Origin of the sequence: Streptomyces sp. NBC_00310 (genome assembly GCF_036208085.1) — a bacterium.
Taxonomy (GTDB): Bacteria; Actinomycetota; Actinomycetes; order Streptomycetales; family Streptomycetaceae; genus Streptomyces.
Genome location: NZ_CP130714.1, coordinates 3,737,640 through 3,751,278 on the forward strand (window position 1 = coordinate 3,737,640; position 13,639 = coordinate 3,751,278).

The 13,639-nt window shown below is 70.1% G+C and carries 8 protein-coding genes and 1 pseudogene; 3 read left to right on the forward strand and 6 right to left on the reverse strand.

The window, feature by feature from the left end; translation table 11 throughout:
* Positions 1–255: 255 nt before the first annotated feature.
* The 3 genes from OG202_RS16455 to OG202_RS16465 all read right to left on the reverse strand — a co-directional run bounded on the left by OG202_RS16455 (position 256) and on the right by OG202_RS16465 (position 3,653).
* On the reverse strand, positions 256–1,608 hold the full coding sequence (locus OG202_RS16455) for a hypothetical protein (RefSeq protein WP_328223001.1): 1,353 nt from the start codon (positions 1,606–1,608) through the stop codon (positions 256–258).
* A gap of 130 nt (positions 1,609–1,738) precedes the next feature.
* Positions 1,739–2,986 (reverse strand): sensor histidine kinase, encoded by a 1,248-nt coding sequence (locus tag OG202_RS16460; protein ID WP_327729811.1) that lies wholly within the window; start codon positions 2,984–2,986, stop codon positions 1,739–1,741.
* A complete protein-coding gene (locus OG202_RS16465) occupies positions 2,976–3,653 on the reverse strand; it encodes a response regulator transcription factor (RefSeq protein ID WP_327729810.1) in 678 nt (225 codons plus the stop codon). The genes OG202_RS16460 and OG202_RS16465 overlap by 11 nt, the downstream gene beginning before the upstream one ends.
* A gap of 54 nt (positions 3,654–3,707) precedes the next feature.
* On the opposite strand from OG202_RS16465, the pseudogene OG202_RS16470 reads away from it, so the two are divergent.
* Positions 3,708–3,989: pseudogene (locus OG202_RS16470) on the forward strand (transposase); the annotation flags it as partial.
* Between the two features lie 747 nt (positions 3,990–4,736).
* Here the strand turns inward: OG202_RS16470 and OG202_RS16475 are convergent.
* The 3 genes from OG202_RS16475 to OG202_RS16485 all read right to left on the reverse strand — a co-directional run bounded on the left by OG202_RS16475 (position 4,737) and on the right by OG202_RS16485 (position 9,546).
* Entirely contained in the window at positions 4,737–6,272 is a 1,536-nt protein-coding gene (locus OG202_RS16475) for a DUF1254 domain-containing protein (protein ID WP_328223002.1), read from the reverse strand.
* Positions 6,273–6,502: 230 nt separating this feature from the next.
* The gene (locus OG202_RS16480) at positions 6,503–8,215 is read right to left on the reverse strand and encodes a SulP family inorganic anion transporter (protein ID WP_328223003.1); all 1,713 of its coding nucleotides are present in this window, start codon (positions 8,213–8,215) and stop codon (positions 6,503–6,505) included.
* Complete coding sequence (locus tag OG202_RS16485; RefSeq protein WP_328223004.1) at positions 8,188–9,546, reverse strand: DUF1254 domain-containing protein; 1,359 nt, start codon at positions 9,544–9,546, stop codon at positions 8,188–8,190. Before OG202_RS16485 ends, OG202_RS16480 begins: the two co-directional genes overlap by 28 nt.
* A 710-nt stretch (positions 9,547–10,256) precedes the next feature.
* On the opposite strand from OG202_RS16485, the gene OG202_RS16490 reads away from it, so the two are divergent.
* Both OG202_RS16490 and OG202_RS16500 read left to right on the forward strand, forming a co-directional pair.
* Positions 10,257–11,789, forward strand: coding sequence for an MFS transporter (locus tag OG202_RS16490; RefSeq protein WP_328223005.1), 1,533 nt, complete (start codon positions 10,257–10,259; stop codon positions 11,787–11,789).
* Positions 11,790–12,572: 783 nt separating this feature from the next.
* The gene (locus tag OG202_RS16500) at positions 12,573–13,004 is read left to right on the forward strand and encodes an ester cyclase (protein WP_328223006.1); all 432 of its coding nucleotides are present in this window, start codon (positions 12,573–12,575) and stop codon (positions 13,002–13,004) included.
* Positions 13,005–13,639: the final 635 nt, after the last annotated feature.

Here is a 13,639-nt window from a genome sequence, read left to right on the forward strand (position 1 = left end):
ACACAGCACGACGGGGGCTCTGGCCATTATGGCCGAGCCCCTTTCGTCCTCCTGCCACTCGACCGCGCGGCCTGCGGCACCGCCTCATGGACCACGCTCTCCACGGCCTCCTCACCGGCCTCGCCACGACGGCCGTACTGCTGCTACGTCGCTTCAACCAGGGCGTCGGCCACCTATCTGGCGCGTCGGCGCCTGCCGAGGCGTGACGTTCAGCATCACCGGTATCCGACCTCGTGCACACTCTCCTGCAAGCAGCTACAAACCCTTCAACCCCGCAATACCCTCGGCGAGTTCGGGCGCGAGGCGCTGCGCCTGAGCTGTGTCCTTGCCATCGGCCGCCGCGCGGAGCTTCCGCAGGTCCGCGTCCACGGACACCGCGTCAGGGGCCTCGTGCCGCACCCGCTCCCACACGAGCTCCAGGCCCGTGACGTCGCCCGCCACGGCGCCCTCGTTCCCAGCCTTCGCGTCGATCGTCAACTGGCGGGTCCAGAGGGCGAGTCGGTCCCGGTCGACCGTCGCCACGGGCTCGTAGCGAAGCCGCAGGTCCGTCACGTTCTGTGCGGTCCGCAGGGCGGGACCCACCGCCTGCGCACCGTCCTCGGCCTTCTCCAGGGCGACCAGGTCACGCTCCACCTGCCTCTCCAGCAGGCCCGGTACGGCGTCGGAGGCACGGTACGCGTCCCAGGCGGCGCGGACCTCGCGGACGGTGGTGGCCCCGGGCGACTCGTGGGCGGCAACGGCCGCACGGTCCAGGGCGGTCAGTCGGGCCGGCAGCGGGCCGCGCTTCGCGTCGGTGGGCACCGCGAGCGACACCGCCTCCAAGTCGGCGCCCTTCGTACCGGTCGAGAACTCCCCGTACCCCGGCGCGAACACCTTCTCCTCGGTCGAGCCGTCCATGTGCAGCTCGCGGACGGTCATCGCGCCTTTGATCTTGCCGTACGGTCCGTCGACCGTGTGGTCCACGGCCTGGACGGTGACCTCCTCGAAGACGATCTCCGGAAGGTTTTCGGGGCGGTAGACGTCACCCTTCTCCGGGTCCGCCGGCATGATCATCGCGGCCGGTGCGTTGTCGCGGCCCGCCTGCCAGGTGCCCTCGGTGTCGGCGACGACTCCGTTGTCGTAGTTGAAGACGTCCTCGCCGAGATACCAGACGGAACCGTCGTCGGCCTGTGCGTACCAGTCGAGGGCGACCTCGTGGATCCGGCCGTCGGAGAAGGCGGCGTACTGGCTGATGCGGACCTCGACCGGCTTGCCGTCCACCTCGATGGTCTTCGTGCCGGGCAGTAGGCTGACCTCGGTACGGAAGGGTTTGCCGTCCACCTGTCCGCCCATGATGGTCTGCGTGACCTCGCTGGAGGGGTGGAGCGGGTTGGTGATCCGGGTCGGGTGGGTGAAGCGCGGCTCGGTGAGGTCGACCCGGTCCTTCGCGGGCGCCGTGGACAGGCAGGAGGAGCCGGTCCTGCCCGTGTTCGCGTCGAGGACGTGAACGCAGGCGCTCGGCTCGGTCTGGCCGGCCGTCCCGCCCCCGTCCGCGGAACACGCGCCGGCCAGCAGCGCGGCGGCGGTCACGGAGGCTCCGGTCAGCAGGATTCGGCGGTGGGTGTTCATGGTGCTCTCCTTTGGGCGTGTGGCCTGCCCCGAGGGTCCCGCGCCCCCACTGAACGGACGCTGAACACGCCTGAACGCACTGTCAGCGATCGCACTGTCAGCGATCCAGGGTGGGGGCAGCCCCGCGCCCCTACGGGACGCTGACCAATGTCACCGTGAACCTCGCCCCGCCCAGCACCGGCGCCGTGTCCACCGCCACTGTTCCCCCGTGCGCGGCCACCAGCTCCGCCACGATCGCCAGGCCCAGCCCCGCTCCACCCTCTCCCCTGGCGCGGGCCTCGTCCAGGCGTACGAAACGTTCGAAGATCCGCCCGCGCTCCCCCTCCGGCACCCCGGGCCCGTCGTCGTCCACGTCCAGGCGTACGGCTCCGCCGACGGTTCCGAGTGCCAGGGCGACCCGGGAGCGGGCGTGGCGGGCCGCGTTCTCGCCGAGGTTGCGCACCACTCGGCGCAGCGCGTCCGCGTCGCCCAGGACCCGCCCCGCCGACACCCCGCCGCTGTCGACACGCAGCCGACCACCTCGCTGCCGCAACCGCCGGGCCTCCTCGAAGACCAGGTCGTCGAGGTCGACGGGGCGCCGCCGCGGCCGGATCGCGTTCTCGTCGGCGTGGGCGAGCAGCAGCAGGTCGTCCACGAGGCGCTGCATGCGTACGGCCTCGTCGAGCACCGTCCCGGCCAACGTCCCCGCGTCCGCGCGCCCCGGATGGGCGAGGGCCACCTCGGCGTGCTGCCGGACCGTGGCGACGGGCGAGCGCAGTTCGTGGGAGGCGTCCGAGACGAAGCGCCGCTGCGCCGCCTCGGCGCGTGCGACCCGCCTCAGCGTCCGCCCCACGGCCATCCAGGTCGCGGAGGCCGCCAGGACCAGCAGCGCCGGCAGGCCGACGAGCAGCATCCGCGTGACCGTCGACGTGGCCTCGGCGACCCCGGCGGGCGTACGGCCGTCCAGGACGGTCAGCCGCCGCTCGCCGTCCCGCGCCCCGACCGCCACCACCAGGAACGGGTCCTCGTCGAGCGGGGTGTCGACCTCGGTGCTGCCGCCGGGCCGCAGCCGGGCCAGCGCCGGCAGTCCCTCGACGTTCGGGCTCGCCGCGACGACGGTCCCCTCCGCGTCGACGACCTGCAGGAACTCCTCGTCCGGGTCGGCAACGCGCACTGCAGGCACCCCCCGGCCCGCCTCGATCACCCGAGCCACTTCCCGGGCACGGGACCGCGCGGCATCCCGTACGTCGTTGCTCAGCTCGGCCCGCAGCCCCAGCACCAGTGCGGCACCCCCGGCAACCAGTGCCAGGGCGACGGCCAGTACGGCTATGAGGGTGGTCCGCACCCGAACGGCCCGCAACCGCGCCCCGCCCCCACGGCCGGCCCGCTCACCCGTCATCCGGCACCAGCCGATAACCGTGCCCCCGCAGCGTCCGCAGCGACTCCCGCCCGAAGGGGCGGTCGACCTTGTTGCGCAGCCGCCGCACGTACACCTCGACGATGTTCGGATCGCCCTCGAAGTCGCCGCCCCACACGTGGTCGAGGATCGTCCGCTTGGTCACGGCCTCGCCCGCCCGCCGCATCAAGAACTCCAGTACGGCCAGCTCCCGTGCGGTGACCTCGACTTGGCGCTCGGCTCGGGTGACCGTGCGCGCGGCCGGGTCCAGGCGCAGGTCGCCCACCGCAAGCACGGCGGGCCGCTGGCGCGTCTCGCGCCGCAGCAGCACCCGCAGCCGGGCGAGCAGCACCGCGTACGACACAGGCTTGGTGAGGTAGTCGTCGGCGCCGGTGTCGAGGCCCTCGATCTCGTCCCACTCGCCCTCCTTGGCGGTGAGCATGAGGATCGGCGTCCAGTCACCCTCACCGCGCAGCGCCCGGCAGACCCGGTAGCCGTTGAGGCGCGGCAGCATGATGTCGAGGACGATCGCGTCGTACGCGTTCTCACGCGCCATCCACAGCCCGTCGACCCCGTCGAGCGCGACGTCCACGGCGAAGCCTTCGGCCTCCAGCCCGTCCCTGAGCCCGGCCGCGAACCGCTCCTCGTCCTCGACGACCAGCACCCGCATGCGGCTCACCCTACGTGAGCACCCGGCGGTGACAAGCCGAAGAGGTCGCGCGGGGAGCGGCTTAACAAAGAGATCCGCCGACGCAGGGACGTGGCCGGAATCTGCCCCGACCGCACCGCCCTGATCCGCCTCGTCCGCGCGGTGCTGGCCGAGCAGAACGACGAGTGGACCGAGGCCCAGAGCTACATGGGCACCGAACTCCTCGCCAACAAGGACCTTCTCCACTCCGGTCGACCGTCTGCAGTCACTACGCGCTGTGTGACCCGACACAGGGCCGTTTTCTGTTCGGGCCGTTTCCGGACAGGCCAGCATGCTCGCCGACGCCACGATCACTGAGCGGCAGAGGCGACCACCATCCTCCGGCGCATCGAACCCTCAATACCGGGATCCCCGATCCGCCACAACATCAGCACCACCCGCCGCCCCACCACTGGCAGCGCCAAGACGAACCAGCACCCGCTACACCCGGTGCGCGCGGTACCCGCCCGGACGCACTGCAGACGACGGCCCACAGCCAGCGAATGAGAAGTGGCCCGGCCTGGATCCCACACAAGCGACATCGCGCCGCCGTCTTGGTCCCTGTCTGGTCCCTGGACCTTGACTTCGAGCCCCGGGCCAGCAGCCCCAGAGGCCGACAACAAGCTTGATTACCTGTTCCGCCGCAGGTCAGAGGCGTGAAGGAACGTCCGAAAAGCACGGGACCCACGACATTCCAAACTCGCGAGCAGCGGATTCAGTCCGTTCAGGCAAAGTTGACGCTCCGCCAGCCAAAGAAGAGCGTTTTCGCAGGTCAGAGACCTGCGGAAGTGGGGCGGGTGGGACTCGAACCCACGGCCGACGGATTATGAGTCCTTTGGGGATCTTGGCGGCCCTTGCCGATCAGTGTCGATTAAAGGCGTTCTTGCAGGTGAGGCGTGTGCACCTGTGTCGGCCTTGGGCAGTCCTTGTCGGTTGGTTCCTGTCCTTGCGGTCCCTCCGTGGTCCCTGCCGCCCTCCTGAGAGACCTGCCCGATACGGAATCCGCAGCCGGGGGCCAGAACCGAGACTTTCAGCAGCCTTCAGGGCCATGTGGCCTGCCTTCCGTCAACCGACGCGGTTGATCGGCGGGCAGTGCCACCGCGCGTCGACGACCTCGGGGCGCGGGAGGTACATGCGCAGCGCGACGTACCAGATGCCCTGCTGCGGCGTCGGCAGCCAGTTGGACTCCCGCTCGGACCCCGGTGAGTCCGGCTGCAGGTAGAGATGCAAGCCCCCGTCATCGTCCCTGATGAGCCCCCGGGTGCGGTCTCCGATGGAGTACCTGTTGATCGGATTCGGGATCAGGTTCCGGTCCTCGTCGTAGGCGGTCAGCGACCAGAACGCGTCGACCGGAGGCAACATCCCCGCCTCGTAGTGCAACTCGTAGCGGCCGGTGCCCAGCGTCTCACCGGCGCCGTCGGTGAAGGCCGCCATATAGACCGCTTCCTCGGGATCGTTGATGGCGATCCCCACCAGGGACTGCTCCGCGGCCCGCCTGAGGAAGTCGTCCCCGAAGTGCCCGATCTGCGGGGGAGGGTACCGCCAGCCGTTGATCAGCTCGCCCCACTGCCCGCTGAGTATCTGCTGTTCGAGCATGGGCACGGCGGTGGCGGCGGCCCGGATCAGACCCTCCTTGACCGGCTCCGGTTGTGCCTCGACATCCAGCCCCGGGCCGATGCCGATCTCCGCGAACTGCCGGAGCAGGACATCGTGGTGCTTCGGCAGAGGGTTCTCGGCCAGCGCCGCGTTGAGCGTCTTCCACGGCCCGAGCGGATCCTTGGCGGGGTCGACCGGTACCGGTACGTCGCGGCGTTCCGGGAGCGTGGCGCCCTCCTGACCGAACAGGTGAAGCGGCGTCAACCGGTACTGCTGCTGCAGCGCGTGGACGGCCGGGAGGTCGTCCACGCCCTCAACGAGGGTCCGTCCGACCACCAGGACCCACGGGGTGGGGGCGGTCGCCGTGCGGCGCACGCCCTCCGGGAGGTCCCCGCTCCAGCCCGGGCCGATGAGGGCGAAGTCACCGGCCTCCGATCCGGTCGCCCGCATGCCCACGTAGTCGTAGTTGTCGGAGGTGAAGGCGACCAGTTCGAAGGTGAAGTAGCGGTCGCCCATGTCCGGGTGCGAGAGGACGAGGGGCTCCTCGCGTAGGTCCACCCATGCCCAGGAGTACAGCGTGTCGTTGTTGGGGGACACGCCCTCCCGATCCGAGGCGTCCCAGACCCTGGTCGCATGCCAGAAGTGGTTGACGGCGGCGTAGGGCGTCGTTTCCGTCTCGGGCTTCTGGGTCACCCAACGGTGGCGGAGCTCGGCGTTGTACATGTAGGGGAAGCCGTAGATGAAGGCCTGCTCTCCCAGCGTGTACGCGTACTCGCGGCGCCAGTCGTCCACCCGGCCGGTCAGCGTCGGCTTCACCGATCGCCATGCCACGGGCAGTGCCCGCGTCACCTTCCTGGCGCGGCCGATGGTGTCCCTCGGGTGACGTACGGCCGCCGCAGTGGCCTTTCCGGTGGAGGCCGCCGCCTGGCCGATGCCGGCTGCCGCCGCGGCAAGATCGTGGCGCAGACGTTGCCTGGAATAGTTGCTGTCGACTGAGGATGCCATCACCGCGTTCCTCTCCTGAGACTGACCAGCACAGCCTGCAGCCACCACGCGAACTCAGCACACGAACTGGGGAAACCGGCGACCGTCGGCGACGTATCCCGGCTCCTCCCGGTGCGCCACGCGGCGGCGTCTGCGCCATGCTTGGTGGGGTTACCGGGCCGGGTGCTCCAACACGCACCTGCTCTTCGAGTACATCAGCGCGTCCCTACCCCGGCAACCTGGCTCGCAGGTCACGACGGTCCCCATCCGTCATTCAGCGCGTTCACGGCGTCGGTCACCGTTGTGTGGAGGCGATCCGGGCTGAGGGTCGCGTGCAGGGGGTGCCGGGACAGCGAGCGCGTGGGGCCGGCCCGGACCCGAGCCACATGAAGCTCGACTCCCTGATGGTCGAGGTCCGCGGCGAGGTCCGCCAGGGTGTCCAGGACGGGCAGGCCGAGCCGGTAGCTCGCCGTCAGGTCCACCACTACGGCACGGGGCGGGCGGTCGGATGCCGCTACCAGCTCCTTCACGGCCGTGCGGACGCGATTGACGTTGCCGAAGAAGAGCGCCCCGTCCGGCCGGGCCACGAGGATTCCCGGTGCGGCCACGGCTCGTGGGTGCTCCTGCAGGTCGCCCCACACGGCCGTGCCGGGCAGCAGCCCCAGGGCCGCCACACGCGGGGTGCTGGAATAGGCGATGAACAGCAGCAGCGACATCAATACCGCGAGCAGCAGCCCGGGCAGCAGATCGAAGACCAGAACACCGATCAGGGCGGTCAGAGCGATCCAGAGGCTGGGCCGGTCGTGCGTGGCGTAGCGGCGCATTTCCCCGACACGCAGGAAGCCCTTCACGGCCACGATCACGATCGCCCCGAGCACCGCCTCGGGCAGTGGGGTGAACAACGAGGTCAGGAAGGCCCCGGTGAACAGCACCAGCACTGCCGCGACCAGGGAGACCATCGGGCTGCGGCCGCCCGCGCCCTCGGCGGCGGCGCTGCGCGACGCGCTGCCGGAGACCACGAAGCCGCGGAAGAAGCCCACCGCGAGGTTGACCGCGCCCACCGCGACCATCTCACGGTCGGCCTTCACCTCGTCGCCGTGGAGGCGGGCGAAGCGGCCGGCGATGCTGTAGGACTCGGCGAAGACGACCAGCGCCACCCCGAGGGAGCCGCCGACGAGCTCGGCCCAGTCGGCGGACGTGATATCGGGCAGGTGAGGGGCCGGCACGGCCGCCGGGATCCTACCCACCGTCTCCACGCCGTGGGCGTGCAGGTTGAAGGCCTGGGAGAAGATCAGGCCGGCGGCCAGCACGATCAGCGAGGCCGGCAGCCGCGGCAGGAGGCGCTCCAGCAGCAGCAGCGAGGCCACCGCGGCCACGCCGACGGTGATCGTGGTCCACGACCAGTCGCCCGCCTGGCTCACCAGCTTCGCCAGGCGTTGGAAGAAGTCCCCCTCCCCGCTGGAGACACCGAGGATCTTCCCCGTCTGCCGCACCATGATCGTCAACGCCATGCCGAAGAGGAAGCCGACCAGGGCGGGCTCCGCCAGAAAGTTGGTCAGGAACCCCAGCCGGGCCGCTCCGGCTGCCACCAGCACCGCGCCCACGATCACCGCCAGCGCCGCTGACAACCCGACGATGGCGCCCGGGTCACTGCTGACGCCCTTGACGGTGGACGCCGACAGCACGGCCGCGGCCGACGTCGCCCCCACGATCAGAAAGCGCGAACCCCCCAGCAACGCGTAGCCCGCGAGAGCGATCGGAGCAGCGTAGAACGCGTTCTGCGGAGGGACTCCGGCGATCTCCGCATACGCCACCGACTCCGGCACGATCAACGCCCACACCGTCAGGCCGGCGAGTAGGTCACCGCGCAGCAACTCCCGCCGGTAGCCGCGTACCCAGTCGGCCACCGGCAAGGCGGAGAAGCGGCGTCGGCCGGTCAGCCGACGCGGCGGACCGGCGGGCACTGCCAGCGCGCGTCGATGACTTCGGGGCGTGGGAGGTACATGCGCAGCGCGACGAACCAGATGCCCTCTTGCGGTGTGGGCAACCAGTTGTTCTCCCGGTCGGAGCCCGGTGAGTCGGGCTGCAGATGGAGGGTCAGGCTGCCGTCCGGCTCGGTGACCAGTCCGCGGGTGCGGTCTCCGATGGAGTAGCGGTCGATCGGGCTGGCGATCAGGTTCCTGGTCTCGTCATAGGCGGTCAGGGACCAGAAAGCGTCGACGGGGGGCAGCGACCCAGCCCCGAAGCGGATCTCATAACGGCCCGTCGACAGCTTCTCGCCCTCCGCGTCGTCGAAGGCGACGAGGTACACCGTCTCCTCGAGATCGTTCGCGGCGACACCGAACAGGGCCTGCTCCGCGGCCCGCTTGACGAAGTCGTCGCCGAAATGACCCATCTCCGGCGGCGGGTAACGCCAGCCGTTGATCAGTTTGGCCCAGTCTCCGCTGAGCAGTTGCTCCTGCAGCATGGGCAGGCCGGCAGCGGCGGCGGCGATCAGTCCCTGCTGGACGGATTCGGGCTGCTCCTGCACATCGAGGCCGGCGCCCACGCCGATCTCCGCGAACTGCCTGAGCAGGATCTCATGGCGCTCCGGAGGAGGGTTCTCGGCCAGCATCGCGTTCAGCGTCTTCCACGGCGCGAGCGGATCCTGCTCCTGATCGACGGGCTCCAGCACGTCACGGCGCTCCGGCACGACGACGCCCTGCTTTCCGAACAGGTGGAGCGGCGTCAGCCGGTACCGGTCCTGCAGCGCGTGCACAGCGGGCAGATCGTGCTCACCGTCGACCAAAGTGCGGCCGAGCACCAGGATCCACGGGCTGGGGGCGGTCGCCGTACGACGCACTCCCGCAGGGAGTTCTCCTTCCCATCCCGGACCCACGAGGGCGAAGTCGCCGGCGTGCGGCCCCGTGGCACGCCGACCGACGTAGGCGTAGTTGTCCGAGGTGATCCCGACGAGTTCGAAGGTGAAGTAGCGGTCGCCCATCTCCGGGTGCGAGAGGATGACGGGCTCCGTGCTCAGGTCGACCCAGGCGCACGAGTAGAGGGTGTCGTTGTTGGGCGCCAGACCTTCCCGGTCGGAGGCGTCGAAGAGCGTCCGGGCATGCCAGAAGTGGCCGACGGCGGAGTGCATCCTCATCTTCGGGTCGGCCGGCTCGGTCACCCACCCGTGGCGCAGCTCGGCATTGTAGATGTAGGGGAAGCCGTAGACGAAGGCCTGCTCCCCCAGTGTGTAGGCGTATTCGCGACGCCAGTCGCCGACCGCTTGCGGCGCGGGGCTCGAACCTGCGGAAGCCATCACCGCGCTCCTCTCTGTGACTCAGTCTGTGACTCAGTCTGTGACTCAGCGGCACGCGATACGGCCGCCCTCGGGGCCGGGCCGACGAGGCACCTCTGGCTCTCCGTGGGAGACGGCCACTCTCACCCGCCGTACCGCATCGGATACGAAGCAGGACGATTCATGCGAGTTGGGCCTACTTCGAGTAGATCACCGCAGCCACAGCCCGGCAACAGCACGTGATTGCGGCCGGATCTGTCCGGCAGCCTCGCGGACGTCGGCGTCGGGGTCGGCGTCGGCGGACCGGGCAGCGCGAGCAGGGTCTTGCGGGTGATCCGGGCCTCCTCGACCCCCCGGTCGAACTCCTCGAGCTGCGCCGTCAGTTCCGGATTGCTCCCCTGTTCGCTTCGGCCTGCGCGGCGATCTCACTCGCCCACTCCTCCAGGTGCGCCGGCACCGCGCCCAGGATCAGCTCGCCGCCGCTCGTGCGCCGCGTCGGGCGGGAGTGGCGGTGGCGGTCAGCGCCCTGGCCGTCCGGTCGCTCATGGCCCGGTACACCCTCGAGTCCTCCGAAGCGGGCCGGCGCTCCTGGTCACGTACGACTGACCCTCCTGGTCCGAACAGGTGTCGAGCCGCGTGCGCAGGCCCGGGGAGGACGGGCTGGAAGCGGTGGCCCGGTTACGGTCGGTCGGTGAGCGGTCGGCGCCGACCGACGTACGGGAGGAACTGCTGTGCCGACTGCGGAGCCCCGGTCCATTGTCGCGATCCTCCCGATCATCTCGGGACTCTCCCTCGCTTTCACGATCACGGCCATCGACCCGCTGGTCCTCAGCCTGAACATGCCGCAGGTCAGCCGGGCGCTCCACGTGCCGCCCGACGTCATCGGATTCCTGGGAGGCGCTGCGACGCTGGTCATGGCCGCCGCCGTGCTCGCCGTGGGCAGTCTCGGGGACACCTTCGGCCTCAAGCGGCTGCTGACGCTGGGGCTGGTCGGCGACATCATCGTCAACCTGCTCTCCGCGATCTCCCCCGGCTACACGTTCCTACTGGTGACGCGCCTCCTCGACGGCCTGGCGCTGGCCGCGATCCTGGGCGTGTCGATGGCCCTGCTCAAGGTGTCGGTGCCGGCGGAGAGACGGCCGGCTGCCATCGGCATCTTCATGGCCATCGACATGGTGCTGTGCGGGGTGACCCCCGCGATCGGGGGCTGGGTGGTGGAGGCCGTCGGCTGGCGTTGGCTGTTCCTTCTCGCCCCGCTGCTGTCGCTGATCGCGCTCGGGCTGACGGCCCGTTACGTCACCGAGCCCCCCGTCCAGAAGCGCCGCGGAGTCGACGTCGTCGGCGTCAGCCTGGTCGGCGTCGCGCTGCTGGCCCTCGTGCACGGCGTCGCCGAAGCGGAGAACGGGATCTCCCAGCTCCAGGCCTGGCTGCCGCTGGTGATCAGTGCGGTCGCCGGCGTGCTGTTCGTGCTCCGTGAACGCCGGACACCGGAACCGGTCCTGGACCTGTCGCTGTTCCGCAGCGGTCCGTTCGCCGTGGCCGCGCTGGCCAGCCTGACGCTCAACTTCCTCGTCGCGGGGTTCAGTTTCGCCCTCGGGCAGTTCGGCAGCGTGATCCTCTCACTGTCCCCGCGCACGATCGGCCTGCTGTTCCTGCCCGGCACACTGGCGATCGCAGTCGCCGTCATCCTCGCCGGGCGCCTGATCGGGAAGTACACCCCCCGGCCGGTCCTCATCACCGGCCTGCTGGTGATGACCGCGGGCGGGCTGCTGATGGCGGCCACCGCTACGCCCACGATGGCGCTGTGGATCGTCGTACTGGCCACCTGGCTCACCAACCTCGGCTCGCTGGTGACCTCCTCCGCGGTGGCCGAGACCATCCTTTCGCACGCCCCGCCCGGAAAGTCCGGCGCCGTGGCCTCCGTCCAGCCGGCATTCGGAATGACGGGCTACGCGCTCGGCCCCGCCGTCTACCTCCTGCTGCTCAACCTCTTCTTCCAGCGGCAGTGGCTCAACGACGCCGACGCGCGCGGTGTGTCGGTGGCCGAGGCCGAACAGGCCGTGGACGCGACGCGAAGCGCGATGGCGCACAGTCCGGGCACCGCCGGATACGACCCGAGCCTGCTCCGGCAGTCCGGACTGGATCTCGGGCTGGACTTCACCAACGGCCTGCGGCTCACCATGCTGGTCGTGAGCCTCCTGCCACTCGCCCTGGCTGTAGCGGCGTACCTGCTCATGCCCCGCCGGACTCGGACCGCGCAGTAGGAGGCGTCCGGTCACCAGGCGTCAGGGCATCAGGCCGTCAGGCCGTCAGACCGTCAGACCGTCAGACCGTCAGGCCGTCAGGCCGTCAGACCGTCAGGCAGGGCATGTGGGAGCGAGCCGAGCTAACGGCGCGCGGTCCACTTCTGCTCGGCGCCACACACGTCCACGTGGGACCCGTCTGCGGCGGGCGCTGCGTCCGCATAAGTGTCATGTGGCTCCCGGCGATCCGGCCGCGGACGGGAACGGACCACGAGGTGCTCCCACCGCTGATACTCAAGACCGAGGCCAACCCCAAGGGCCTGCCCGTCGAGGACTTCGACGCGATCCGCGCCGGCGTCGCCGCCGACCGGTCGCAGTTCTACCACGGGAGCCCTGGACTGCATCGAGGCCTTCGCCGCGACGCACTTCGCCGAGAACCTGAAGATCGACATCCCGGTGCTGGTGGCGCACGGAGACGACGACCGGATCGTCCCCATCGTGGCCGCCGACCACGAGTCGATCAAGTCCCACCCAACGGCACTCTCAAGGCCCACGCCAGTGCCCCGCACGATCTGATCGGGGCTGACAGCCCCGGCAGGAGCGGCCTGTGTGCGCGTAGATGTCGCAATCCGCACCGAGCCAGAAGGCCCCAGGCCCTCACCCATTTCAAGATCAGTCAGCCGTGAGCCCTGTCACCGTCCGCAACCTCCCCTGACATAACAGCCAGCCGTCCCACAGCGAATGCACGGTCGGACGCGGCAAGTCAGCATGGAAAGAAAGAGACGTTCCCGAGTGGAGGTTCCCATGACTGACAACGAAACTTTTGTCCGCGATCTCTTCCGGGCGTGGAACGACCGGGATTACGACTCCATCGCCGGGTCCGTCGCTCCGGACTGCACCCTCATCGAGGAGGGCAGCGGAAGGACGCTGCAGGGTCCGGAGGGCTTCACCCAGCTCGCGAAGGCCATGTTCGAAGCGATGCCCGACGGTAAGTTCACCCTCGACCACCTCACGTCGCAGGGGGACACGGTGGTCGTCGAGTACACGGGCAGCGGGACGCAGACCGGGGACCTGGTCCTGCACGCGGGCACTGTGCCCGCCACGGGGCGTCACGTCACGGTGCACGCGTGCGACGTCTACGAAGTCAAGGACAACAAGATCAAGGAAGGCCGCGCCTATCTGGACACCGGCGCCATCATGAGCCAGCTGGGTCTGACCGAGCAGCTGCAGGGCTGACCGGAAGAAGCCCCACCGAGGGTCCACGACCGGGGCGACGGGGGCTTCGGCCCGCCGTGGCCACCGCCGCCTAACCGCAGTCGCCGGTCCGCCTCACTGCCCGTACCGGGACCCGTGTGCCGGATCTCCGCGCGGGACGTGGCCAGCCGGAGTTCCCAGGGCACCCGGTTCGGCCTCGGACTTCTCGGGGCGCGGCTCGCACACGGCGTCGGCCTGGACGTCGCCGGGACAGAGCCGCCCGCACTCGACGTACTCCTGCGAAGTGGCGGCCCGCGGTCTTGCGCGGGAACCGCCCGGCGAACTGGTCAGCCTTGCGCTGCACACGCTGCTCGACGCACGCCCGGCACGGCTCGCTGGGTGTCGACCATGAACCCGTCTTCGCAGGACGGGACCGGGTAGCACGGAGTGGGGGCGATCTCAGGTCCAGGATGGTGCCGATCGGTGAACGCGCCCCCCCGCCATACAGCTCGGGCTCGAAGCCGTACGCCGTCCGTCGGCGGGCGAGCCGGTCGACGAGCCGGTCGACGGTGCTGGAGTCGAGGGCGGCAGGACCGCCGGACGGTTCCGCTTCGGGATGTGTCCGTACGGCCGCAGCGAGAGCAGGACCGGCGGGACACAGCTTCGACGGGCGCGGA